Consider the following 23,737-nt stretch of genomic DNA (forward strand, 5'->3'; position numbering starts at 1 on the left):
CCGGGTAAAACCGGCGCGGCTTTTTATTTGGCGAGATGGTCTAGGTTCAGCGCCTGCCGAACATCATTTGCTGCGCCAGCAAGCGGCGCGCCGGTTTCACCACATCGACCAGTCCCAGCGACAGGCCCAGCAGGGTTTGCGATAAGGCGCCGTCCGGCGCGCTGGCGAAAATCCGCGCCATGATGTCGGTCAGGTGTATCGTCATGCTGCGGTCGGACTGCCTGGCGGCGGCAAATTGCAGCAATGTCTCCGACGATACGTCAACCGCCAGCATGCGCGCCAATACAGTCGCATCGCGCAGGCCCAGGTTCAGGCCCTGGCCGGCAACCGGATGCAGGGTTTGCGCGGCATTGCCGATCGCCACAGTTCTGGCGGATGTCGCGGGGTGGGCATTCAAGCCGAGCGGAAAACTGTTGCGCGGCGAAGTCTTGATAAACCGTCCGAGCCGGTTGCCGAATGCCTGCATCAGCGCGTTCAAAAATGCCGCATCGTCCAGCGCCAGCAGGCTGTTGGCGGTGTCGGGCCGGACGCACCATACCAAAGCGTAGTTGTGGCCGTGCCCGTCATCCTGCGGCAACAGCGCCAGCGGTCCCTGGTCGGTGAAGCGTTCAAAGGCGCGATGGGCTGTCGGCGTGCCAGCCTGGACGTGGGCCACAATGCCGATTTGCTGGTAATCGCGTTGCAGCGATTTGCCGCCTTGGGCGCCGAATACGCCACCTTCGGCCTGCACCAGCAGTTTGCTGCGCAGCGAGCTGCCATCCGATAATTGCAATTCGACGCTGTCTTCATGCTCGCTGCTGGAAGTCACCTGCAGCGGTCGCAGTAAGCGGACTTCAGACAAAGCCGGCAACGCAGCCAAAGCCGTAACCAGCGTGCCGTAGCGCGTGACATAGCCGAGCGCCGGTAATTGGAATTCGTGGCGTTGAATCAGCGTGCGGCCGAAGTGGCCGCGGCGCGAGACGTGGATCTGATGAATTGCCGTCGCTGCAATCGGCCACGCGGCGATATCTTGCAGGATCTGGCTGCTGCCATAGGACAGCGCCAGCGAGCGCGGATCCTGGCGCGCCAGCTCGACCGTCTTGGCGTCGATCAAGGCGATCCGTGCCGCGGCGATGCCGCGTTTGATCAGCAACGCCACCAGGCTCAAGCCGACCGGACCGGCGCCGCAGACGGCGATATCGACATCTGTCTCGTTTTGCGGATTGATGTGGTCGCTCATACCGGCAGACCCCAGTTACGCAGTTGTGCGGCGGTTACCGCCGGATCCGTGTGATGGATCGCACGCCAGCCGAGCGCGCGCGCAGCCAGGGCATTCCGTTCGACGTCGTCGATGAAGACCAGATGCGCGGGCTGGACCTGCGGATAGTGCACGCGTATGCGTTCCAGCATGCGTTGATAGATACGCGGGTCCGGTTTGATCAGCCGTTCTTCGCCTGATACCAAGATGTCCTTGAAGCGTTGCAGGATCGGCTGGAAAGGGGCGTTGCTGCGGGCGTAAGGAAAGGTTTCCGCGGACCAGTTGGTCAAGGCGTACAAGGGCACGCCGCCTGCTTCCAACGCATCGAAAATCGCCATGCCTGGCGCCAGCGTGCCGCCCAGCATTTCTGTCCAGCGCGCATTGAAGGCCGCAATCAGGGGCGCATGCTCGGGATGGCGTGCGCTGAGGCTGGCGGTGGCTTCAGCCAGCGAGCGGCCGCCGTCCTGCTGGAGATTCCATTCGCCATTGCAGATGTTGGCAAGGAACCACTTGCGTTCGGTTTCATCGGCGATCAGTTTGCGGAACAGGTAGTCGGGGTTCCAGTCGAAGAGAACGCCGCCGAGGTCGAAGACGACGATGGTAGGGTGTGCGGTTGTCATAGGCGCCATGATAGCAGTGCCGGAACCGCAATGCAGTCCGGCGCGCGGCTTCATTTTCGCATCAAGGCTTCGATCTCGGCCACCGAGGTCGGTACGTCGCTGGTCAGGTTGAGGTTGCCGTCGGCGGTCACCAGGATATCGTCTTCGATGCGGATACCGATGTTCCAGAACTGCTCTGGCACGCCTTCCGCCGGCCGCACGTAGATGCCGGGCTCGACCGTGGTGACCATGCCTGGCTGCAGTTTGCGCCACGGCTTTTGTTCGCCTTCCGGCGCCGCTTCGCCCGGTTCGCGGTAAGCGCCGACGTCGTGTACGTCAAGGCCGATCCAGTGGCCGGTGCTGTGCATGTAGAACTGGCGGTAATCGCCGTTGGCGATGACGTCGTCGAGCGTGCCGGCCTTGTCCTTGGCGAGCAGGCCGGTATCCAGCATGCCTTGCGCCAGCACCCGCAAGGCGGCGTTATGGCCGTCGATGAAACGTTGTCCGGGACGGGTTGCAGCGATCGCCGCGTGTTGCGCCGCCAGCACGATTTCATACAAGGTTTTTTGCGGCCCCGAGAATATGCCGTTGGCGGGGAAGGTACGGGTGATGTCGGAGGCGTAGCTTTCGAATTCGCAACCGGCGTCGATCAGCACCAGGTCGCCGTCTTTCAGTTCGGTATTGCCGGCGCGGTAGTGCAATACGCAAGCGTTGGAACCGGTGGCGACGATCGAGGTATAGGCCGGCGATTCTGCGCCGTGGGTGCGGAATTCGTGCAGCAGCTCGGCCTCCAGGTGGTATTCGCGCAGGCCGGGACGCGCCATGCGCATCGCTCGGCTATGGGCGCCTGCGGCGATGCGGCCGGAGCGTTGCATGATCGCGTGTTCGCCGGCGTCTTTGAACAGGCGCATTTCCGCCAGCAGCGGTTCAAGGCTGTGGATGATGGCAGGTGCGCTGACGCCGATGCGAGCCTGGCCGCCGAGTTTGTTGATCCAGCCTTGCAGTTGCGTATCGCGATTGGCTTGCTTGCCGAGCGAGTAGAAAATCGCCGGCGCGTCGGCCAGCAGCTTCGGCATTTCAGCATCGATCTCATCGATCGCAAATGCGGCGTCGAAACCGAGCTGCTCACGCGCGGCGGAGGGACCGAAACGGAAGCCGTCCCAGATTTCCCGCTCAAGGTTCTTCTCCCGGCAAAACAGGATGGCTTTGGGGTCTTTGCCGGCGACCAGCACGATCACCGCATCCGGCTCGGTGAAACCGGACAGATAGTAAAAACTGCTGTCGTGCCGATAGGGAAAGTCGGAATCGGCATTGCGCATCGCCTCCGGCGCGGTGGCGATGATGGCGACGCCGCCACCCATGGCCTGCATCTGTGCAATCAGTTTGCTGCGGCGTGTGCTGTAAGGAGTCATGCTGGCATCTTTCCGTAAAAGGTTGGCTGCGGCCGCATCAGGGGGGTGCGAACGGCGCATTCAGTTGATTCAGGCGTTCAATGGTGCCGACGTCGGTCCATTCGCCGCGATAGACGTCGCCGCCAAGCTGGCCGCGTGCGGCATATTCGCGCAGCAGTGTGACCAGTTTTTCCGGCTGGCCGGGGCTGACCGAGTCGAACATTTCGGGGCGATAGACGCCGATCCCGGAAAACGTATGGCGCGGGGTGTCAGGAGATGCGGCCTCATTGCTGAGCGAAAAACTGTGCAGCGCGAAATCGCCTTGCGGATGATGGGCTGGGTTTTTTACCAGGAACAGCCAGGCCACATCGCGTTTGTCGAGCGGGTAGGGCTGGCCCCAGAGGTCATTGTCTTCCAGCGTATTCTTGACTTGTTCGAAATCGAAATGCGGGCAATAGATATCGCCGGCAATCGCTACGAACGGCTGCTCGCCGAGCAGGTGGCGAGCGTTGGCGATGCCGCCTGCGGTTTCCAGCGCCACGGTTTCCGGCGAATAGCTGATTGTGACGCCGAACTTGCTGCCGTCGCCCAGCGCGTCTTCAATCATTTGCCCCAGGTGGGCATGGTTGATGACGATCTCGGTGATGCCGGCGCGCACCAGGTTGACGATATGCCAGACGATCAGCGGCCTGCCGCGGACCTTGAGCAAGGGTTTGGGAATGGTGTCGGTCAGCGGGCGCATTCGCTCGCCACGGCCGGCTGCAAAGATCATTGCTTTCATGGATGCTTTATTTGAATTGCCAATTACTATTAGAAGGTATAGCCGACTTGCACTGTCTTGTCTTCCAGCTTGTCCAGCAAGCGCACCAGCGGGATCAGCTCACGGTAGCGCAAAGCTGTCTTGCGGACGTAGTCCATAACCAGCGGGATATCTTTCAGATAGGCTTCCTTGCCGTCGCGGTGGTACAAACGCGCGAACAGGCCAAGGATTTTCAGGTGCCGCTGCAAGCCCATGTATTCGAAATCTCGGTAGAAGGTGTCGATATCCGGCGCCACCGGCAGGCCGGCGCGCTTGGCGCGCTCCCAGTAGCGGATCAGCCAGTCAAGCACCTGCGCTTCACTCCACTGGATGTAAACATCGCGCAGCAGCGAGACGATATCGTAGGTAATCGGGCCATACAGCGCGCCCTGGAAATCCAGCACGCCGGGATTGCCGTTCGGCAGCAGCATCAGGTTGCGCGAATGATAATCGCGATGGATGAATACCTGCGGTTGCGCCAGGTTGTTGGCAAGGATGGCGTCGAACACCTTGCCGAGATCGGCGTTTTGCTGGTCGCTCAGGGTCGCCTTCAAGTGCTTGCCCAAATACCATTCAGGGAATATTTGCAATTCACGCGACAGGAAGGCGCGGTCGTACTCCGGCAGCACATCCGGCTGGCTCTTGGTTTGCAGCAATACCAAGGCGTCGACGGCGTCCATGTACAGCTTGTGTGCATTATCGATACTGTCGTCGTTATTGAGTTGCTGCAGATAGGTGGTGGAGCCGAGATCCGACAGCAGCAGGAAGCCGCGTTCGACGTCTTGCGCCAGGACTTCGGGCACCGACAAGCCGATGCCGGCGAACAGCGCGCCGATCTCGATGAAGGGCCGTACGTCTTCCTGCGGCGGGGGTGCGTCCATGACGATCAGCGTGCCGCCGGCGGCAGTATCAATTCTGAAATAACGCCTGAAACTGGCGTCGGCGGAGGCTGGCCGCAGTGTGGCCGGCAGGGTGGGAATGCGGCCAAGCGTAGTTAGCCATTCGACAATTTGAGTCTGGCGCAGATCGGGTAAAACGGGGGCAGACTGTGATAAAGACATTGAGCAATCCAGTAATGAGCGAGGAGTAATGCGCTGTTGGTAGTGAGTTCCCATATAATAAGGGATTAATTTCAAAAAATCGCCTGCCATGGTGTTTGCCAAACTCATTTCATGACCCGGTCCTCCTCAGCGCTTCCTAAGTATTCCCCATCATGTTCAGGCCGTACCCGGTCTGGCCAGGCCGCGTTCCAATTGCCTGCCCTGCGGCGCATGACTGTATTGGTGGCTTCGGTCATTGCTGCGGTATCGATGCCGATGTGGGCATGGGCCCAGGCGGTCGAGGTGAGCACGCCGATCATCCCCGATGCGCAGGCCAACCAGCCGAAACCCAGGCAGCCGCGTGTCAATGACACCGACGCCCCGACCACGATAGAGGCGGAACAGATGACCGGACGCCCGGATCGTTTGCTCAATCTGGACAACGATGTGGACATGACCCGTGGCGGCACCAATCTCAAATCCAACACCGGCGTCTACCATATTGTCGAGAACGAGGCGGAAGCCCACGGTTGCGTGCGCATGAATCGCTACGGCGACAGGTACACCGGCGACGATCTGCAGATGAATATGGATTCAGGGCAAGGATACCTGACCAATCCGACTTACTGGTTCCAGGCCAATGATGGCCACGGCAAAGCCGATCGCGTCAATTTTCTGGATGAAGACAGGTCGGAAATCCTCAAGGGCACCTATACCACCTGTCCGGGCACCAAGCCGGACTGGTATGTCAAGTCCAGCACGCTGGACATTGACAGCGGCCTGGGCGAAGGGGTTGCCCACAACGGTATCGTCTATTTCAAGAACGTGCCTATCCTCGGGTCGCCGATAATGTCTTTCCCGTTGACGGGCGACCGCCAGTCCGGCGTGTTGCCGCCGATTATCGGCTCCACCAACAATGGCGGCCTGGAATTCAATCTGCCGTACTATTTTAATATCGCTCCGAATCGCGACTTGACGCTCTATCCCAACATCATCAGCCAGCGTGGCCTGCAGATGGGAGCGGATGCGCGTTACATGGGGGTGGACTATAGCGGTCAGACCAAAGTGGAATTCTTGCCAGGCGACCAGCTGACCAAGACCGATCGTTATGCCTTGCAGTCTATCCATTCGCAGACGCTGTTGCCGGGGTTGACGATGGGCTGGAACGTCAACTTTGCTTCGGATAATAATTATCCCGACGATTTCACGCGTTCGATTACGCAAAGTTCTCTGCGTACCTTGAATCGCGAATTCGATCTGAACTACAGTGGTTCGTTCTGGAACGTGGCGGCACTGGCTTCGCGCTATCAGGTATTGCAGGATTTTAATGCCGCTGGATTGCCTACGCTGAGCCGTCCGTATGACCGGATGCCGCAAGTCACCGTTACCGCCGGCAAGCAGGATATTTACGGTTTCGACTGGACCGTCAACGCGCAATATACGCGCTTCAGAAATACGCAATATGATTTCCCGTCGGGTAGCTCAACGACTTATACCAGCAGCACTTTGCTACCACTGGGCGGTGAACGCGTCTACATCAATCCGCAGCTTTCCTATCCGATCATTCGTCCCGGGTATTTCATCACGCCAAAAATCCAGCTGGATGCGACGGCCTACAGCATCGAGCCTAATAAGTTCGGCATAGCGAATGCGGTGACACAACCAGTTGCGTTGGGCGCACCAGCTCCGACGCCCTTAGGCAATGATTTCAGCCGGGTCCTGCCGACTTTCTCGCTTGATACCGGCCTGATTTTCGAGCGCGACGCCACATTCTTCGGCAACAAGATGACGCAAACGCTGGAGCCGCGCCTGTTCTATGTGCGCACGCCGTACCACGACCAAAGCCAGTTTCCTTTATTCGACAGTGGCGCGGCGGACTTCAATTTCGCCCAGATTTTTACCGAGAACCGCTATAGCGGCCATGACCGCATCAGCGACGCCAATCAATTGACTACTGCGGTGACCTCTCGCTTTATCGAGGAATCCGGCTTGGAACGCTTGCGTCTGGGTATTGGCCAGCGCATGTATTTTACCCAGCCGCGTGTAGCGTTGAACACGACCGACAACATCACCACCAGCCGTTCGGACCTGCTGTTGATGGCTGGCGGTCAGGTGACGCCGACACTGGGGGTCGACAATACTATCGAATACAGCCAAAGCAATAATCAATGGGTGCGAGCCGGCTCCACCATCAAATGGCAACCAGGCCCGAAAAAAGTCATCAATTTTTCCTACCAGCTGGATCACACCAACATCGATCCGCTTGATGTAGATAATAAATACCTGAAGCAATTCGACCTGTCTGCCCAATGGCCGTTGACAAGGCGCTGGTATGGCGTCGGCCGCGTCAGCTATTCCTTGCAGGAAAAAACCGTCGGACAAAGTTTGATCGGACTTGAATACAAGGCCGATTGCTGGGTTTTCCGCCTGGTGGGCCAGCGTACGCCGACTTCGTCAACCCGCACCACTACCGGATTTTTTATACAACTTGAATTGAATGGTTTGTCAAAAATCGGATCAGATCCGATCAGCGCGCTGCGAAGCAGTGTTCCAGGTTATCAAAATATTAACCAGTCAGATTCTTTCATTAGCCGTTGAACCTGTTATTCTCCGTCATTCTTCTGATTATCCTCATTCATGAACGTTTTTCCAATTATGCGTAAAACCAATCAAACCCAACTCGCGGCAATGGCGTTCCTGCTGTTATCTGCAACGGCCGGCAGCGCCATGGCGCAAGCGGTGTCGAGCCAAATTACGCCACCTTTGGTTGCTCCCGCAGCAGTTGCCGCGCCCGCGCCTGCAGTCAGCGCTTCTGCCGCAAAAGCCGCGCCGCAAACGGTTGACGCCATCATCGCTGTGGTCAACACAGATGTGATTACCCAACAGGAATTGGCCAAGCGTCTGAATGATGTGACGCAACGCATGAAGGCGCAGAATGTCGAATTGCCGCCCGTCGCGGAACTGCAAAAACAATTGCTCGAGCGCATGATTCTTGAGCGCGCCGAAGTGCAGCTGGCGAAAGAGAATGGTTTGTCGGTAGATGACGTCATGCTGGATCGTGCGATCGGCCGGATTGCGGAACAAAACAAAATGTCGATGGCGGATTTCCAGAAGCAATTGGCCCAGGACAAAATCCCTTACCCTGCGTTCCGTGAAGAAATCCGCCAGGAGATGCTGTTGCAGCGCCTGCGCGAACGCGAAGTGGATAACAAGATCCAGATTTCGGAATCGGAAGTCGATAACTACATCACTGCGGACAGCAGCAACAAGCAAAATGGACAGGAGCTGGACTTAGCCCAGATTCTGGTCCGTGTGCCGGAAAATGCAACGGCCGACCAGATTGCCCAGCGCGCCAAGCGTGCCGAAGAAGCGATGCAGCAAATCCGCTCTGGCGGTAATTTCGCCTCGATTGCCGCCGCTTATTCAGATTCCACCGACGCCTTGACCGGCGGCGACATGGGATGGCGCACGCAAGACCGTCTGCCATCGTTGTACGTCGAGGCGGTGGCTAATCTGGCCCCCGGCCAGGTATCGGGAATATTAAAGAGCGCCAATGGTTTTCATATCGTCAAGCTGATCAACAAGCGTGCCGCCGCCAGTGCGCCGAAAGATACGGCTGCCGCGCCGGTGCAGCAGACCCATGTCCGCCATATCCTCATCAAGGTGACACCAACCGTGACAGCGGCTGACGCCCGTCGCCGTCTGCTCGACCTGAAAGAGCGGCTGGACAACAATGCCGCCAAATTCGAAGACCTGGCCAAGCAATACTCCAACGATTTGTCAGCCTCGAAGGGCGGCGATCTGGGCTGGGTATATCCCGGCGATACCGTACCAGAATTCGAACGAGCGATGGATGCGTTGAAACCGGGCCAGATCAGCGATCCTATCGAGTCGCCATTCGGCTATCACCTGATCCAGGTGGTCGAGCGCAAGACCAACGATGTGTCGAAAGAGCGTCAGCGTCTGGCTGCACGGATGGCGATTCGTGAACGTAAAACCGAAGAAGCCACCAACGACTGGTTGCGTCAATTGCGCGACCGTACTTATGTCGAATACCGCAACGACGATCACTGAAACTGGTGACTACTCGAAAGTAGCGCATGCCTGATCAATTAGCGGCCGCTCCGGTCGACCTGCAGCGGCGGCCTGTCTTGGCAGTCACTTGCGGGGAGCCGGCCGGTATCGGCCCGGAAGTGTCGATCAAGGCCGCCTGGCAGTTGCGCGCTGAGATCAAGAGCGTACTGATTGGCGATGCCGCATTTCTAGCCATGATCGCGGCGGAGATCGATCCGCAAATCCGCCTGGTAGCGTTGTCGCAGCAGGCCTTCCGCAATAACGGCTTGCCGAATTTTTCAGTCGATCAGATCGCAGTGATCGATTGCCAGCTTGATGCCCATGTGCAGCCGGGTTTGCTGGATGCACGCAATGGCAGGGCGGTGCTGCGCGCGCTGGATATTGCAATCGACGGCGCGATGCAGGGAATTTTCGACGGCATGGTCACCGCGCCGCTGCAGAAAAGCACGATCAATGACGCCGGCGTGGCGTTTACCGGCCATACCGAATACCTGGCTGAAAAAAGCGCCACCCCGCAAGTGGTCATGATGCTGGCTACCGACCGCACAACGCCGCCATTGCGCGTGGCGCTGGCGACCACCCATCTGGCGTTGAAGGATGTAGCGGCTGCGATCACCTTCGATAGCCTGAGCCGTACCATCGCTATCCTGCATGCCGATCTGAAGAGCAAGTTCGGCCTGGCGCAGCCGCGTATTCTAGTGACCGGCCTGAATCCGCACGCGGGCGAGGGAGGTTATCTGGGCCGCGAAGAAATCGATATCATCGGCCCGGTGCTGCAAGCAGCCAAAGCCAAGGGCATTACAGTGAGCGGGCCATATCCCGCAGATACCCTGTTCCAGCAAAAATATCTGGACGAAGCCGATTGTGTCCTGGCGATGTATCACGACCAGGGTTTGCCGGTGTTGAAATACGCCAGCTTCGGACATGGCATCAACATCACGCTGGGCTTGCCGTTTATACGGACTTCCGTGGATCATGGCACGGCGCTTGACCTGGCTGCTGCCGGCCTCGGCCGCGCCGATCACGGCAGCATGCTGGCGGCGCTGAATGCCGCAGCGCAAATGGTACGGGCAGGCAGGCCGAACTAAGATCGCGCAGGTTGTCGTTCTGCACTTCATGCGCCATGACGTGATGGCCATGTCGCCAGCGCTATCCTACAAATAAGAGAATTTATGAAACATATCCCCCGTAAACGCTTCGGCCAGAACTTCCTCACGGACGACACCGTGCTGTACAACATCATCAGTGCCATCGATCCGCAAGCCGACGACAATATGGTCGAAATCGGTCCGGGCTTGGCAGCCATGACAAAGCTGTTGCTGCAATCGCTGCAAAGCTTGCATGTGGTGGAGCTGGACCGCGACCTGGTCGCGCGGCTGGAAAAGAATTTCGATCCGGCCCGTTTGCATGTACATTCCGCCGATGCATTGAAGTTCGATTTCGCCGGCATCCCTTTGACCGGCGATAAAAAATTGCGTGTAGTCGGCAATCTGCCCTATAACATTTCCAGTCCGCTGCTGTTCCACCTGACCGAGATTGCGCCGTTGGTGCAAGACCAGCATTTCATGCTGCAAAAGGAAGTGGTGGAGCGGATGGTGGCGCAACCGGCCAGCAAGGCTTTTGGCCGGCTCTCCGTGATGCTGCAATGGCGCTACCGGATGTCGCTGTTGTTCATCGTGCCGCCGACCGCTTTCGATCCGCCGCCGCGGGTCGAATCGGCCATCGTGCGCATGATCCCGATTGCCCAGCCTTTGGCTTGCAACCAGCAGAAACTCGAAGCGGTGGTGCTCAAGGCATTCACCCAGCGCCGCAAAGTCATACGCAACTGCCTGGCCGGAATGTTCACAGAAAGTCAGTTGATAGACGCTGGCGTCGATCCGCAAGCGCGGCCTGAAGCCATCTCGATGGAGCTATTTGTCGAGCTGGCCAATCGCCTGCCGGACGGCGCCGCTTAAGCGCCGACATTCACAAATCAGAGTTTGGCGTCAGGCGCATCGCCGATTTTGCGTTCGATCAGTTCCACCTTGTAGCCATCGGGGTCCTGGACGAATGCGATGACAGTGCTGCCGCCCTTTACCGGACCCGCTGCGCGAGTCACATTCCCGCCCTGAGCCCGGACATCCTCGCAGGCTTTATAAGCATCCTCCACGGCGACCGCCAAGTGGCCGAAAGCCGTGCCTTGGTCATAGCTCTCCACACCGTAGTTGTAGGTCAATTCGAGTTCAGCATGGTCGGGATTGCTGCCGTAGCCGACGAACGCCAGAGTATATTTATATTCCGGATTGTCGTTGGTGCGCAGCAGTTTCATACCTAGCACCTTGGTGTAAAAATCGATGGAACGTTGCAGATTGCCGACGCGCAGCATGGTGTGGAGGATTCGCATGTTTTTCTCAATGGTTGGGAAGGGAGAGAATGCTTGGCTTGCACCGACAGTTTACATCGGCGTAGCGGAGGGTGCAGCGACTTAGAAAACCGGCAGCGTTTCCTGGGCGCTGTCGCGCAAGGTTTTGCGGGCGGTTTCAAAGTCAGGGAAGATTGATTGTACAGTCGCCCAGAAACGCGGACTGTGGTTCATCTCGCGCAAGTGCGACAACTCGTGCGCAATCACATAATCGATCAGCGGCAGCGCAAAGTGCATCAGGCGCCAGTTGAGGCGGATCTTGCCCTCAGAGGTGCAGGAGCCCCATTGCGTGGTCGCGGACGATAGCGCAAACGACTGATAGGTGACGCCCAGCTTCTTGGCATAGATCGGCAGCCGTTCGCCAAACACGCGCTTGGCCTCAAGTTGCAGCCAGCCCAGCACGCGGTCTTTCAATTGCTGTTCGCCAGCGTCGGCCGGCAGGCAGACGATCAACTGGTCGCTGGCGTCGTCGAAATGAATCCCGGCCTTTTGCGTGGCGTGAATCCGCAGGGTGATGCTGCGGCCCATGTAGGGCAGCGTTTCGCCGTCGCGCCATGCCATTTGCGGCTGCATGCGGCGGGTGGAGCGATCGCGGTATTCACTCAGCTTGGTAAAAATCCAACGTTTCTTTTCACGGATGGCAATTTCGATATCGCCCAGCGTCACCCATTTGGGCGCTGTCACACGCAAGCCGTCATCGCTGATCAGGAAGCCGATGGAGCGGCGTTTGGAGCGCAGCAGGGTGTAATCGAGGATATGCTCGTCGAAGTGCAGGCGTCGCTTGCCAGGCGCCAGCGCCGATGGTTCAATCGCAGGCGGCTTGGGCGATGTTGATCTTGGATTAACAGTTTGCGGAGGGACGGCCGTGCTGGCGACAGGATCCTCGGCAAACAGATCCAGTTGCAGCGCTTGTTGCTGCTGTGCTTTGCCCCGGGGAGTTGCATTCGGCCCCGGGCGAGGCTTAATTGGCTTTTGATGCAATAGTTTCAATGTTGGCTAGTGAGGTTTATTTTTGCCTGGAATAGACAAGGGGTGAAATCACCCGCATTTCAGATTCTATCCAATTTTCGACTTTCGCCATCAACTCGCTGCTATCCAGGTTTTCCGGATAGATCGGCTTGCCGATGGAAACCGTGATCAGGCCCGGTTTCTTGATGAAAGAATTCTTCGGCCAGCACTCGCCGGCATTGTGGGCGATCGGCACGACCAGGGTATTGGTTTCAACCGCCAGGCGCGTGCCGCCGTTCTTGTATTTGCCGGTCTGGCCGACAGGAATCCGTGTGCCTTCCGGGAACATGATGATCCACTGGCCGTCCGCCAGCCGTTTGCGGCCTTGCACCACGACCTGGGCGAACGCATCGCGGCCCTTGCTACGGTCAATCGGAATCATGCGCAACAGCGCGATGCCCCAGCCGAAAAACGGGATGTAGGTCAGCGATTTCTTGAAGACGAACACCAGCGGGCGCGGCGTCATCTGCAGCAGGAAAATGGTTTCCCAGGCCGACTGATGCTTGCTCAGCACAACTGCCGGCGCATCCGGAAAATTCTCCATGCCCTTGACTTCGTAGCGGATGCCGCAGATGACCTTGGCCATCCACACTACGATGACATTCCAGCGCGCGGTCAGGTAATAGCGGCGGGCATAGGGGAATGGTGCGAACAGGACGCAGGCCAGCGACCAGACCACGGTCAGGATAGCCATCAGTACGGTGAACAGCAGCGAACGTAGAAACAGGGAAAAACGCAACATGCAAACTCCAGTATTTTTTCTAAACAAACATGCTATTTGCGAGATGGCTGAATTCGCCAATCTCGCCGATCAGACTGACAACTCCATCGGCTTCTTCAGCAAAAACTCCACCACCGCGGCCAGGTCCGGGAAAATCAAGGTGCCGGGCGGCAGGCCGCCTTTTTCACGGGTCTTTTCTCCTTTTCCGGTGAGCACCAGGTAAGGCGCGCAACCGGCGACAAAGCCGGCTTGCAAGTCGCGCAGCGAGTCGCCCACAGTGGCCACGCCGCCGCGCAAGCTGACTTCAAAGCGCTTGCCGATGTCGTGGAACATGCCGGCCTTCGGCTTGCGGCAATCGCAGTTGTCGTCGGCCGCGTGCGGACAAAAGAAGATCGCATCGATTTCGGCGCCGACCAGCTGCGCCGCTTCGTGCATCTTCTGATGAATCGCCATCAGCGCCTGCATGTCGAACAAGCCGCGCGCGATGCCTGACTGGTTGGTCGCCACCACCACGCGATAGCCCGCCTGGTTGAGGCGCGCTATGGCTTCCAGCGAACCCTTGATCGGCACCCATTCGTCGGGTGTTTTGATGAAGGCGTCCGAGTCGTGATTGATGACGCCGTCGCGGTCGAGGATGATTAGTTTCATATTGGTTTGTGGGGCAACCCAGGAGCAGCGCTAAAAAAACCGTCATCCCCGCGAACGCGGGGATCCAGTTTACTGACGACGTTGGATTCCCGCGTTCGCGGGAATGACTCGGTCGGAAGTGGCGCAGTGGAGCTATTCACGGCCATTTTAAGCTGCCAGCTTGGAAATGTCGGCAACCTGGTTCAACATCGCATGCAGCTTGGCCAGCAACGCCAGGCGGTTATTGCGCAACTGCTCGTCTTCCGCCATCACCATCACATCGTTGAAGAAGGCATCGACCTGCTGGCGCAATTGCGCCAGCGCTTTCAATGCGGTGCTGAAGTCGCCCTTGGCAAAGGCGGCGTCGACTTCCGGTTTGAGCGCTTCCATCGCCACGAACAACTGTAATTCAGCGTCATCGCGCAGCAGCTCCTTGCTGACCGCATTGCCGACGCTTTCCGTCTTTTTCAAGATGTTGGTGATGCGCTTGTTCGCCGCTGCCAGCGCTTCCGCTTCCGGCAGGGCGGCAAATGCCTGCACCGCATCCAGCCGCTCGATGATGTTGTCGAGCCGTTCCGGCTGTTGCGCCACTACCGCTTCGATTTCATTCTGCGCATAGCCGCGCTCGCGCAGCAGGCCGCGCAGGCGGTCGTACAGGAACGGCAGCACGTCGCTACCTGGGTCCTTGAAGTTTGTATTGCCGGCAAACTGCCGGGCGGCGTTGCTCAGCAATTGCGTCAGGGATATCGGCAGGCGCTTTTCCAGCAGCATGCGCAGGATGCCCAGTGCGTGGCGGCGCAAGGCGAACGGATCTTTGTCGCCGGTCGGCTGCAGGCCGATGCCCCAGATGCCGACCAGGGTTTCCAGCTTGTCGGCCAGTGCGACCGCGGTGCTGGTGTCGGTAGTCGGCAGCGCGTCGCCGGCAAAGCGCGGCTGATAGTGTTCCGAAATGGCCAGTGCAACGTGCTCTGCTTCACCGTCATGGCGTGCATAGTAGTTGCCCATGATGCCCTGCAGCTCAGGAAATTCGCCGACCATATCGGTCAGCAGGTCGGCCTTGGCCAGGAATGCGCCGCGCTCAGCCAGCGCAATATCGCTGCCGAGCAAGCCGGCAATCGCCACCGCCAGCGCTTTGACGCGTTCGGTGCGTTGCAACTGGTTGCCGAGCTTGTTGTGGTACACCACATTGGCCAGCAGCGGCACGCGCTCGGCCAGTTTCTTTTTCTGGTCTTGCTCGTAAAAGAATTTCGCATCGGACAGGCGCGGGCGGACCACGCGCTCGTTGCCTTCGATGATGTAACGCGGTTCATCGGTCTGCAGATTCGAGACGATCAGGAAGCGCGAGCGCAGTTTGCCCGCGGCATCGGTCAAGGCAAAATATTTTTGATTGGTTTGCATCGTCAGGATCAGGCATTCCTGCGGCACGCTGAGGAATTCATCGCCAAACTTGCAGGCATACACCACCGGCCATTCGACCAGCGCCGCGACTTCATCCAGCAGCGATTCCGGCATCAGCACCTTGTCATTGCCGGCAGTGGCGAGCAAGGCTGTGCGGGTCTTTTCCTTGCGCAGATCGAAGCTGGCGATGACTTTGCCTTGCTCCGCCAGCGTGTTGGCATAGCTGTCGGCATCGGTCAGCGAGATGCGGCCTTGCGACAAGAAACGATGGCCTTCGGTCAGACGGCCGGCGTCCAGGCCGAGCAAGGTCAGCGGCAGTATCTGGTCGCCGTGCAGCGCAACCAGGCTGTGCGCCGGCCGTACAAAACGGACGGTGTGGCCGGCGGCGTGGCCATGCTGGCGCTGATAACTCATGACTTTCGGGATCGGCAGCTTGGCGACGCTGTCTTCCAGCACCGTTTGCAAACCGGTTTGCAGCGCCACGCCTTTGGCGGTGTAGCTGTAGAAAAAACTTTCGGATTTGCCGTCGGGCGCGCGTTCCAGCTCGGCCGGGGTGATCACCACCTTGCCGCATTGTGCGGCGATGGCTGCCAGTTTCTTGACCAGCGGCGCCGAAGGACGGCCTTCGGCATCCAGCGCCACTGATACCGGCAGCACTTTTTCACGCATGGTTTTATCCAGCGATGTGGCGCGCACATTGCTGATGGAGACTGCCAACCGGCGTGGCGTAGCGAATGCGGTGGCGAACGCGCCTTCTTCCAGGAAGTCGCGCGCTTTCAAGCCATTGAAGATGCCCATGGCGAAGGCATCGCCCAGTTTTGCCAATACTTTCGGCGGCAATTCTTCGGTAAAGATTTCGATCAACAGGGTACGGGTCAAGAGTGAGTCCTTCATGCTTGTTCCCCTGCGCGCTGAGCCACAGCCGCCATGTATTCATCTCCAAATTCTTGCAATAACAGATCGGCGTTTTCCTTGGTGATTTCCCACATCGGGAAGCCCAGTTTCGCCCGTGAATCGTAGTACGCCTGCGCTACTGCACGCGACAGGTTGCGGATCCGGCCCATGTAGGCCGCGCGCTCGGTGACCGAGATGGCGCCGCGCGCGTCCAGCAGATTGAAGGTATGCGCTGCCTTCAACACCATTTCGTAGGCCGGCAGCGCCAGCGGCACTTCCAGCAAACGCTTGGCCTGGGTTTCGTAGTTGCCGAACAGCGGGAACAGGAATTCGGTATCGGCGTATTCAAAGTTGTAGGTCGATTGCTCGACTTCGTTTTGATGGAACACATCGCCATAGCTGAGGGTTTTCTTGACGCCGCTTTCGACCCATTCGGTCCATACCAGGTCGTAGACGTTTTCCACGCCCTGCAGATACATCGCCAGCCGCTCGATACCGTAGGTGATTTCACCCAGCACCGGCTTGCAATCGAGGCCGCCGACTTGCTGGAAATAGGTGAATTGGGTGACTTCCATGCCGTTCAGCCAGACTTCCCAGCCCAGGCCCCAGGCGCCCAGGGTCGGGTTTTCCCAGTCGTCTTCGACAAAACGGACGTCGTTACGCTGCAGATCAAGTCCGAGCGCCGCCAGCGAGCCCAGATACAGCTCGAGAATGTTTTCCGGCGCCGGCTTGAGAACCACCTGGTATTGATAGTAATGTTGCAAGCGATTCGGATTTTCGCCGTAACGGCCGTCTTTAGGACGGCGCGACGGTTGCACATAGGCGGCGCGCCAAGGCTCCGGGCCTATGGCGCGCAGGAAGGTCGCCGTATGCGAGGTGCCGGCGCCGACTTCCATGTCATAGGGTTGCAGCAGGGCGCAGCCTTGCGCATCCCAGTATTCTTGTAATTTGAGAATGATTTGTTGAAATGTAAGCATCGTTTTTGTTGCTTTTCCGTACGGCAAGTGCCGATTAATAGTGGAGACCGAGTGAGGCGACCAGGAGCGCTTTAAATGAAGCTTCCGGCATCAGCGCCAAAAACAGCGATTTTAGCGGGTTTTACGGGCTTAGTCCCGTTTCTGCTCAGGCTTGCCGCGCAGCGTGCGGCAGCGCCACCAGCTCAAGGCCAGCATCAGCAGCACCGCCGCCAGCAGCGTACGGTTGCCGAGCAGGATGTAGGGTGTCATGCCGCCATAGCCTTGTACCGATAGTGCCAGCGTGCCACGGCTGTAGGGCGCTAGCTGGGCGCTGACCAAGCCATGCGGATCAATCACGGCGGTAGCGCCGGTATTGGTCGCGCGCAGCATCGGGCGGCCGCTTTCCAGGCTACGCATTTGCGAGATCTGCAAATGCTGCGGCAAGGCGATCGTATTGCCGAACCAGGCGATGTTCGACATGTTCAGCAGCAGCGTCGCGGTCGGCTGGCCGGCGGCATGGGTAGCGGCCAGCTGGGCCGCGATCTCATCGCCGAACAAGTCCTCGTAGCAAATGTTCGGCAACACCCACTGGTCCTTCACCGCGAACGGCTTTTGCACCACTGCGCCGCGCTGGAAATCGCCGAGCGGGATGTTCATCATGTCGACGAACCAGCGAAAGCCGAACGGCACGAACTCGCCGAACGGCACCAGATGCTGCTTGTCATAGCGGAACGCGGGAATTGTCTGGTCCCGTGGCGCAATGCCGATGACGCTGTTGGAATAGCGATAAGGGCCGTCGATGTAGGGAATGCCAAGCGCGATATGGCTACCGGTCTGGCGGGAAAAATCCGACAGGGCCGGCAGGAAATCCGGCGGCAGCTCGGTCTGCAGGATCGGCACCGCAGTCTCCGGCGTCGCGATCAGGTCAGCCGGCGCGGCGCGGATCATGTCGACATAAAGGCGCAAGGAATTGATGATCTGCGCGGTGTTGAATTTTTCTTCCTGCGGCACATTGCCCTGTAACAGCCGCACTGAAATCGGCTTGCCATTGGGCGAGGTCCAGTTAATCTGATGCAAGCCAAGGCCAGCGACCAGCGCCAGCATGGCGGCGAGCGCGGGAACTTTACGTTGCGGCAGCAACGCCAGGCAGCCTGCGATGACAGCCGAGATACAGCCCAGACCATATACGCCGACCAGTGGCGCATAGCCGGCCAGCGGGCCGGCGGTATGGGCGTAGCCGGAAATCAACCAGGGAAAGCCGGTGAACACCCAGCCGCGCAGCCATTCCGTCAGTCCCCACATGGCCGGGAAAATCGCCAGCGCAAACAGCAGCGGCGAGGCCGACCAGCGCTGCCGCAACCAGACGCTGAGACCGGTGCAAAGGGCTGTGTACACGCCCATGGCGAGCGCCAGCACCGCTACTGCCAGCACCGCCAGCCAAGCCGGCAAGCCGCCGAAGTCGTGCAATGAAATATAGATCCAGTAAACCCCGTGGGCGACCCAGCCGAAGCCGTAGGCCAAGCCGAGCAGCGCGCTGCGTTTGACGCAACCGGCCGCATCGTTCTGCAGCAAGCAAAAGATCAGCAGCGCCAGGGTCAGCAGCTGTATCGGCCACAGTCCGTAAGGCGCGAAGGCGAAGACGTTGACGGCGCCAGTAATGGCGGCCAACGCGAGCAAGAGGGGAAATCTATTCGAGGTAAGGCGAAAACGCATGGGCAGCCGTTGCTGTTGGTTGAGGTAGGTCGGATCAGCGTCCCGACCTACGCTCTCTCCGTCAGGATTCTTCCTGGGCAGATTCTGACAGCTTTTCGACCAGCAGGACATGCACCTGACGCGCATCGGCGCGTAATACTTCAAAGCGCACATTGTCGATGGTGAATTCATCGCCTTTGCGCGGCACGCGGCCGAGATGGTTAGCGACCAGGCCGCCGATGGTGTCGACGTCTTCATCCACCAGCGCCGTCTCCAGCGTTTCGTTGAACTGTTCGATCTCGGTCAGCGCCTTGATCCGCCAGCGGCCACCGTGATCGCCGTCGCGGATGGCCAGGATATTGTCTTCTTCTTCATCGAAGTCGTACTCGTCCTCGATGTCGCCGACGATCTGTTCCAGCACGTCTTCAATCGTGATCAGGCCGGCGACGCCGCCGTACTCGTCGACCACAATCGCCATGTGATTGCGGTTGGCGCGGAAGTCGCGCAACAGCACGTTCAGGCGCTTGGATTCGGGAATGAACACCGCTGGGCGCAACATGTCACGGACGTCGAACGAATCTTCGGCGTAGTAGCGCAGCAGGTCTTTCGCCAGCAGGATGCCGATCACCTTGTCGCGCTCGCCGTCGACGGCAGGGAAGCGCGAGTGGGCGGTCGACAGGACTTCCGGCATCCAGTCTTCGATAGGCTTGGTGACGTCGATCATGTCCATTTGCGAGCGCGGGATCATGATGTCGCGGGCAGAGAGGTCGGATACCTGGAACACGCCTTCGATCATCGACAGCGCGTCGGCGTCGATCAGGTTGCGTTCGTGTGCGTCTTGCAGCACGTCGAGCAGTTCGGCGCGGTTTTCAGGTTCGGGAGAAATCAGTGCGGTCAGGCGTTCAAATAATGACCGGTGGGGTTTAGCGTCAAATGATTTGACGCTACTAGGGTGCTCTGGCATATGGCGTTAGCCTTGGTTTCACATTGTTTCGGAAGCAATAGCATACAACAAATATGTGACAGGACGACTAAACGCGTGTGTCTCCTTGCTTATATTGTGGTCCAAACCGGCGATTTCGCCACATAAAAAAAGCGGATAGTGCTCAAAAGCACTATCCGCCTGGATTGCCAGGATGGTAATTATTTCTTCATTTCATCTTTAGCCATGCCGTCCTTGCTCATTTCGTCTTTCGACATCGCATCCTTGGACATGGCGTCTTTCTTGTGCATCTTCTTGTGCGGCTTGGCCATCGCGTCCTTCGACATGCTGTCCTTGCTCATTGCATCTTTCGACATGCCATCTTTAGCCATAGGTGCGGCATCTTTCGACATTGCATCTTTGGCCATAGGTGCGGCGTCTTTCGACATCGCATCTTGCGCATAAACGCCGCCGGCAGTCATCATCAGGCCGGTAACCAACAGGATTGTGAGGCTTTTCTTCATTTTGAATCTCCAGGTAAAAGTGGCGAAAGTGCCATGAAAATCAACGGATTCCGTTGCGCTGTTTTTTTAGCTCAAGAACCGCCGAACCAGTTGTACCCCTGGTCTTCCCAGTAACCGCCAGGGTACTTATTTGTGACTTCCATCGATACGATGTGCTTCGGATTCTTGTAGCCGAGCTTGGTCGGCATCCGCAATTTCATCGGGAAACCGTATTTCGGCGGCAGGATCTGGCCATCGTAAGTCAGTGTGAGTTGTGTCTGCGGATGCAGCGCAGTCGCCATGTCGATGCTGGTGTGGTAATCGTCGCCGCACTGAAAGTCGATATATTTGGCGCTCATGTCGGCGCCGATCATCTTCAGGAAATAAGAGAACGGAATGCCGCCCCAGCGGCCGATGGCGCTCCAGCCTTCGACGCAGATATGGCGGGTGATCTGCTCGTTCTGCGGCATCTTGTGCAATTGCTCCAGCGTCCAGGGGCGTTTATTGGTCACCAGGCCGAGGATTTCGAGTTGATAGTCGCTGCCGTCGATTTCCGGTACGTCTTCGATGCCGTAAAACGCATTGAACGGAAAAGGCCTGGTCATTTGGGCCTGCGTGTAAGTAGGCGCCAACTGCTTCGGATCGAACAGCCATCCTTGCACGCCGTCGTTCATGCGCGAGATGCGTTCCAGCATGTTGTTGACGGACGCCTGGTCGGTGATATTGCAACCGGTCAGCAGCGACAAGCCGCCCAGGGTGAGCGCTCGCTTCGCGAACAGGCGGCGCGATGGCTCGGCCAGTTCGCGACGTGCGTCTTTTAGTATCGATTCAACGTCAAGCAGCGCAGCCGGCCCTGGATTTTTCTTGATCATCATGTTCTCCTCAACGGCCGCGCAGCATGGCCAGCAGCGTGCGTGGAACCAGTGCCACCATGATGATGTGCACCACAATAAATACGACCAGGAAGGCCATTGCGCAGAAGTGGACGATCCTGGCATTGTCGAAGCCGCCCATCAAATCACGCAACAGCGGCAACTGTACCGATTTCCAGATTGCCAGGCCGGATACCACCAGCAGTATCAAATCCAGGATGACGGAGACATATGCCAGCTTTTGCACTGCGTTGTAATGATCGAGCGCGTCGTGCTGCAGTTTGCCGCGTAGCGCCTTCAGCAGGTCCTGCACGACTTCGGCCGGACGTAAAGGCAGGAATTTTTTCCACAGGCGGCCACTGCCGGTGTTGAACAGTAGATAGATCAGGCCATTCAAGGCCAGCAGCCACATCGCCGCGAAGTGCCATTGCAAGGCGCCGCCCAGCCAGCCGCCCAGGGTCCATTCGCTAGGGATGCGGAACGGGAAGATCGGCGACGCGTTATAGATGCGCCAGCCGCTCAGGATCATGATGATCACGGCCAGCGCATTGAGCCAATGCGTGATGCGTAGCCAGATAGGATGCACGACCGGTTTCTTGAGCAATGAAGTTGACATTTATGCCACCTGTTGGGATAGAGGAGCGGTCAATATGACTGGCGTAACTGGGTTCAAGATTGTCTCCGATGGCTGGATAATGATTGTTTTCATATGGCTTAGTCGCAGGCCGGATCAATTCATTACATCATTTCATCATATTCTTATTAATAAAAAAGATAAGGGAAGCAAGCCGATTCTAGTCCAGTAAATACTGATATTTTTAATAATTATTCTGTTTTTGGTATTTAACAAAAAGAAACGTTATAAATTACTTAAGTGATTGATTTGGATGATTTGTAATTATCAAAACAGAAAGACGCCGAAACCGCAGGCAATAAAAAACGCCGCAAATGCGGCGTTTTTAGAAGGGGCCATGCAGACGCTAGCTGGCAGCGTAGGGGTTGGGCCAACCCAAGGCCTGCAATATTTCGATTTCCAGGTTTTCCATTTCAGCCGCTTCCTCGTCGTCTTCATGGTCGTAGCCTTGCGCATGCAGGACGCCATGCACCACCAGATGCGCAGCATGTTCCACTACCGTCTTGTTTTGTTCCCTGGCTTCGCGCTCCAGGACATCGGTGCAGAGAATGATATCGGCCTGGGTGACACCATTGTCTTCCTGCTCCTGATCCTCGGAATAGGCAAAGGTCAGTACATTGGTGGCGTAGTCCTTGCCGCGGTAGTCGCGGTTCAAGGCCTGGCCTTCTTCAGCGTCGACGAAGCGAATCGTCAGCTCGGCCGGCGCCAGCAGGGCGGCTTGCACCCAGCGCCGCAATTGCGGGCGAGGTACGCTGTCTTTCAGGCGCGGGTCGGGATATTGCACCGACAGGGAAAGTTTATTTTTTGACGGCATGGCGGCTGCGAGCTGTTTTGGTAATGCCGGTCTGCACCGGCTTGGCGGGTTTGACCGGCGCGGGCGTGGCGGCTTCGATGACGCCGTGGGTAGATGCTACCGGCGCTGCCGCCGATGCGGTTTCGTAGGCGTCGACTATGCGCGCCACCAGGGGGTGGCGCACCACATCGCTGCTGTTGAAACGGGTAAAGGCAATCCCGCGCACATCTTTCAGGATATTCATTGCATCGATCAAGCCGCTCTTCTGGCCGCGTTGCAAATCGATCTGGGTGACGTCACCGGTGACCACGGCCTTGCTGCCGAAGCCGATCCGGGTCAGGAACATTTTCATCTGTTCCGGCGTAGTGTTTTGCGCTTCATCCAGGATGATGAAAGCATGATTCAGGGTGCGGCCGCGCATATACGCCAGCGGCGCGATTTCAATCGCCTGCTTCTCGAACATTTTCTGGGTACGGTCGAAGCCCAGCAAATCGTAGAGCGCGTCATACAGAGGACGCAGATAGGGATCGATCTTTTGCGCCAGGTCGCCTGGCAGGAAGCCCAGGCGCTCGCCAGCCTCGACCGCCGGCCGCGTCAGCACGATGCGTTTGACCGCATCGCGTTCCAGCGCATCGACGGCGCAAGCCACCGCCAGATAGGTCTTGCCGGTGCCCGCCGGACCAATGCCGAGCGTGACGTCGTGCTCAAGGATAGACCGGATGTATTGGCTTTGATGCGGCGTACGGCCGCGCAAGTCGCTGCGGCGCGTCTTCAAGACCGGGTTTTCGATATCGCTTTCTGTCAACTCGGCATCGGCTGGATCGGCGCTCAATTCTTCGTCTGTATCGGAGTCTGCCTTGCCGTTGCTCTTGGCTGCCTTGGTTTTTTTCCCCATACCCAGCTTGGCGCGCTGCTCAACCAATGCCAGCTGGATCTCATCGACCGAGATCACCTTGTTGGCGATAGCGTAGAACTGATCGAGGATCTCCACTGCGCGCTCGGCATTGCCGCCCGCCGCGATGAATTTGTCGCCACGGCGAAAAATCGAGACATCCAGCGCCGCGGAAATCTGCCGCAGGTTTTCATCCAGCGGTCCGCACAGATGGGCCAGCCGCGTATTGTCGAGCGGCTGCGGGATGAAATAATGCGGCTGGGTAGGAGTTTTAGTTTTCAAAC

22 protein-coding genes are annotated in these 23,737 nt (G+C 58.2%); 4 read left to right on the forward strand and 18 right to left on the reverse strand.

What is annotated here, in order from left to right; all coding sequences use genetic code 11:
- Nucleotides 1-46: 46 nt before the first annotated feature.
- Genes ABI171_RS22710 through ABI171_RS22730 form a run of 5 tightly spaced genes read right to left on the reverse strand, consistent with a single transcriptional unit; the run spans nt 47 to nt 5,087 of the window.
- Complete coding sequence (locus ABI171_RS22710) at nt 47-1,219, reverse strand: FAD-dependent monooxygenase (protein WP_348094840.1); 1,173 nt, start codon at nt 1,217-1,219, stop codon at nt 47-49.
- Nucleotides 1,216-1,857 (reverse strand): HAD family phosphatase, encoded by a 642-nt coding sequence (locus ABI171_RS22715; protein ID WP_348094841.1) that lies wholly within the window; start codon nt 1,855-1,857, stop codon nt 1,216-1,218. The genes ABI171_RS22710 and ABI171_RS22715 overlap by 4 nt, the downstream gene beginning before the upstream one ends.
- A gap of 50 nt (nt 1,858-1,907) precedes the next feature.
- The gene (locus ABI171_RS22720) at nt 1,908-3,248 is read right to left on the reverse strand and encodes an aminopeptidase P N-terminal domain-containing protein (protein WP_348094842.1); all 1,341 of its coding nucleotides are present in this window, start codon (nt 3,246-3,248) and stop codon (nt 1,908-1,910) included.
- 37 nt (nt 3,249-3,285) lie between these two features.
- Nucleotides 3,286-4,008 carry an N-acetylmuramate alpha-1-phosphate uridylyltransferase MurU gene (gene murU, locus ABI171_RS22725; protein WP_348094843.1) on the reverse strand — a complete coding sequence of 241 codons (723 nt, stop codon included), beginning with the start codon at nt 4,006-4,008 and terminating at the stop codon, nt 3,286-3,288.
- A 29-nt stretch (nt 4,009-4,037) separates the two neighbouring features.
- On the reverse strand, nt 4,038-5,087 hold the full coding sequence (locus tag ABI171_RS22730; protein ID WP_348094844.1) for a phosphotransferase: 1,050 nt from the start codon (nt 5,085-5,087) through the stop codon (nt 4,038-4,040).
- A 210-nt stretch (nt 5,088-5,297) separates the two neighbouring features.
- Between ABI171_RS22730 and ABI171_RS22735 the strand changes: the two genes are divergently transcribed.
- From ABI171_RS22735 to rsmA, 4 genes are all read left to right on the forward strand, one after another.
- Nucleotides 5,298-7,664: an LPS-assembly protein LptD gene (locus tag ABI171_RS22735; RefSeq protein WP_348094845.1), complete on the forward strand. Its 2,367-nt coding sequence runs from the start codon at nt 5,298-5,300 to the stop codon at nt 7,662-7,664.
- A gap of 129 nt (nt 7,665-7,793) precedes the next feature.
- Nucleotides 7,794-9,140 carry a peptidylprolyl isomerase gene (locus ABI171_RS22740; protein ID WP_348094861.1) on the forward strand — a complete coding sequence of 449 codons (1,347 nt, stop codon included), beginning with the start codon at nt 7,794-7,796 and terminating at the stop codon, nt 9,138-9,140.
- A 26-nt stretch (nt 9,141-9,166) separates the two neighbouring features.
- Nucleotides 9,167-10,228: a 4-hydroxythreonine-4-phosphate dehydrogenase PdxA gene (pdxA, locus tag ABI171_RS22745; protein WP_348094846.1), complete on the forward strand. Its 1,062-nt coding sequence runs from the start codon at nt 9,167-9,169 to the stop codon at nt 10,226-10,228.
- Nucleotides 10,229-10,312: 84 nt separating this feature from the next.
- Nucleotides 10,313-11,095, forward strand: coding sequence for a 16S rRNA (adenine(1518)-N(6)/adenine(1519)-N(6))-dimethyltransferase RsmA (gene rsmA / locus ABI171_RS22750; RefSeq protein ID WP_348094847.1), 783 nt, complete (start codon nt 10,313-10,315; stop codon nt 11,093-11,095).
- 17 nt (nt 11,096-11,112) lie between these two features.
- On the opposite strand, the gene gloA is transcribed toward rsmA, so the two are convergent.
- The 13 genes from gloA to ABI171_RS22815 form a co-directional block, all read right to left on the reverse strand.
- On the reverse strand, nt 11,113-11,523 hold the full coding sequence (gloA, locus tag ABI171_RS22755; protein WP_348094848.1) for a lactoylglutathione lyase: 411 nt from the start codon (nt 11,521-11,523) through the stop codon (nt 11,113-11,115).
- 81 nt (nt 11,524-11,604) lie between these two features.
- Nucleotides 11,605-12,531 (reverse strand): SprT family zinc-dependent metalloprotease, encoded by a 927-nt coding sequence (locus tag ABI171_RS22760; protein WP_348094849.1) that lies wholly within the window; start codon nt 12,529-12,531, stop codon nt 11,605-11,607.
- A 16-nt stretch (nt 12,532-12,547) separates the two neighbouring features.
- A complete protein-coding gene (locus ABI171_RS22765) occupies nt 12,548-13,291 on the reverse strand; it encodes a lysophospholipid acyltransferase family protein (protein ID WP_348094850.1) in 744 nt (247 codons plus the stop codon).
- A gap of 69 nt (nt 13,292-13,360) precedes the next feature.
- Nucleotides 13,361-13,918, reverse strand: coding sequence for a D-glycero-beta-D-manno-heptose 1,7-bisphosphate 7-phosphatase (gene gmhB / locus ABI171_RS22770; protein ID WP_348094851.1), 558 nt, complete (start codon nt 13,916-13,918; stop codon nt 13,361-13,363).
- Nucleotides 13,919-14,065: 147 nt separating this feature from the next.
- On the reverse strand, nt 14,066-16,174 hold the full coding sequence (gene glyS / locus ABI171_RS22775) for a glycine--tRNA ligase subunit beta (protein WP_348094862.1): 2,109 nt from the start codon (nt 16,172-16,174) through the stop codon (nt 14,066-14,068).
- 11 nt (nt 16,175-16,185) lie between these two features.
- Nucleotides 16,186-17,166 (reverse strand): glycine--tRNA ligase subunit alpha, encoded by a 981-nt coding sequence (glyQ, locus tag ABI171_RS22780; protein ID WP_348094852.1) that lies wholly within the window; start codon nt 17,164-17,166, stop codon nt 16,186-16,188.
- A gap of 129 nt (nt 17,167-17,295) precedes the next feature.
- The gene (gene lnt, locus ABI171_RS22785; protein WP_348094853.1) at nt 17,296-18,858 is read right to left on the reverse strand and encodes an apolipoprotein N-acyltransferase; all 1,563 of its coding nucleotides are present in this window, start codon (nt 18,856-18,858) and stop codon (nt 17,296-17,298) included.
- Nucleotides 18,859-18,919: 61 nt separating this feature from the next.
- Nucleotides 18,920-19,801, reverse strand: a complete 882-nt coding sequence (locus tag ABI171_RS22790; protein ID WP_348094854.1) for a transporter associated domain-containing protein — start codon at nt 19,799-19,801, stop codon at nt 18,920-18,922.
- A gap of 179 nt (nt 19,802-19,980) precedes the next feature.
- Nucleotides 19,981-20,283, reverse strand: coding sequence for a pentapeptide MXKDX repeat protein (locus ABI171_RS22795; RefSeq protein WP_348094855.1), 303 nt, complete (start codon nt 20,281-20,283; stop codon nt 19,981-19,983).
- Between the two features lie 71 nt (nt 20,284-20,354).
- Nucleotides 20,355-21,134, reverse strand: a complete 780-nt coding sequence (locus ABI171_RS22800) for a molybdopterin-dependent oxidoreductase (RefSeq protein WP_348094863.1) — start codon at nt 21,132-21,134, stop codon at nt 20,355-20,357.
- A 10-nt stretch (nt 21,135-21,144) separates the two neighbouring features.
- Entirely contained in the window at nt 21,145-21,750 is a 606-nt protein-coding gene (locus ABI171_RS22805; RefSeq protein ID WP_348094856.1) for a cytochrome b/b6 domain-containing protein, read from the reverse strand.
- A gap of 364 nt (nt 21,751-22,114) precedes the next feature.
- Nucleotides 22,115-22,582 (reverse strand): rRNA maturation RNase YbeY, encoded by a 468-nt coding sequence (gene ybeY / locus ABI171_RS22810; RefSeq protein ID WP_348094857.1) that lies wholly within the window; start codon nt 22,580-22,582, stop codon nt 22,115-22,117.
- On the reverse strand, nt 22,566-23,735 hold the full coding sequence (locus tag ABI171_RS22815) for a PhoH family protein (RefSeq protein ID WP_348094858.1): 1,170 nt from the start codon (nt 23,733-23,735) through the stop codon (nt 22,566-22,568). The genes ybeY and ABI171_RS22815 overlap by 17 nt, the downstream gene beginning before the upstream one ends.
- Nucleotides 23,736-23,737: the final 2 nt, after the last annotated feature.

It is taken from the genome of Collimonas sp. (assembly GCF_039923675.1).
Taxonomy (GTDB): domain Bacteria; phylum Pseudomonadota; class Gammaproteobacteria; order Burkholderiales; family Burkholderiaceae_D; genus Collimonas.

Excerpts from the sequence above, each read along its gene's own strand:
- ybeY (WP_348094857.1), bottom strand. The coding sequence starts at position 22,582 with ATGCCGTCAAAAAATAAACTTTCCCTGTCGGTGCAATATCCCGACCCG.
- ABI171_RS22805 (WP_348094856.1), bottom strand. The coding sequence starts at position 21,750 with ATGTCAACTTCATTGCTCAAGAAACCGGTCGTGCATCCTATCTGGCTA.
- ABI171_RS22800 (WP_348094863.1), bottom strand. The coding sequence starts at position 21,134 with ATGATCAAGAAAAATCCAGGGCCGGCTGCGCTGCTTGACGTTGAATCG.
- glyQ (WP_348094852.1), bottom strand. The coding sequence starts at position 17,166 with ATGCTTACATTTCAACAAATCATTCTCAAATTACAAGAATACTGGGAT.
- ABI171_RS22720 (WP_348094842.1), bottom strand. The coding sequence starts at position 3,248 with ATGACTCCTTACAGCACACGCCGCAGCAAACTGATTGCACAGATGCAG.
- pdxA (WP_348094846.1), top strand. The coding sequence starts at position 9,167 with ATGCCTGATCAATTAGCGGCCGCTCCGGTCGACCTGCAGCGGCGGCCT.
- ABI171_RS22735 (WP_348094845.1), top strand. The coding sequence starts at position 5,298 with ATGACTGTATTGGTGGCTTCGGTCATTGCTGCGGTATCGATGCCGATG.
- gloA (WP_348094848.1), bottom strand. The coding sequence starts at position 11,523 with ATGCGAATCCTCCACACCATGCTGCGCGTCGGCAATCTGCAACGTTCC.
- ABI171_RS22740 (WP_348094861.1), top strand. The coding sequence starts at position 7,794 with ATGGCGCAAGCGGTGTCGAGCCAAATTACGCCACCTTTGGTTGCTCCC.
- murU (WP_348094843.1), bottom strand. The coding sequence starts at position 4,008 with ATGAAAGCAATGATCTTTGCAGCCGGCCGTGGCGAGCGAATGCGCCCG.
- ABI171_RS22715 (WP_348094841.1), bottom strand. The coding sequence starts at position 1,857 with ATGACAACCGCACACCCTACCATCGTCGTCTTCGACCTCGGCGGCGTT.
- rsmA (WP_348094847.1), top strand. The coding sequence starts at position 10,313 with ATGAAACATATCCCCCGTAAACGCTTCGGCCAGAACTTCCTCACGGAC.
- ABI171_RS22710 (WP_348094840.1), bottom strand. The coding sequence starts at position 1,219 with ATGAGCGACCACATCAATCCGCAAAACGAGACAGATGTCGATATCGCC.
- ABI171_RS22730 (WP_348094844.1), bottom strand. The coding sequence starts at position 5,087 with ATGTCTTTATCACAGTCTGCCCCCGTTTTACCCGATCTGCGCCAGACT.
- ABI171_RS22795 (WP_348094855.1), bottom strand. The coding sequence starts at position 20,283 with ATGAAGAAAAGCCTCACAATCCTGTTGGTTACCGGCCTGATGATGACT.
- gmhB (WP_348094851.1), bottom strand. The coding sequence starts at position 13,918 with ATGAAACTAATCATCCTCGACCGCGACGGCGTCATCAATCACGACTCG.
- ABI171_RS22790 (WP_348094854.1), bottom strand. The coding sequence starts at position 19,801 with ATGCCAGAGCACCCTAGTAGCGTCAAATCATTTGACGCTAAACCCCAC.
- ABI171_RS22765 (WP_348094850.1), bottom strand. The coding sequence starts at position 13,291 with ATGTTGCGTTTTTCCCTGTTTCTACGTTCGCTGCTGTTCACCGTACTG.
- lnt (WP_348094853.1), bottom strand. The coding sequence starts at position 18,858 with ATGCGTTTTCGCCTTACCTCGAATAGATTTCCCCTCTTGCTCGCGTTG.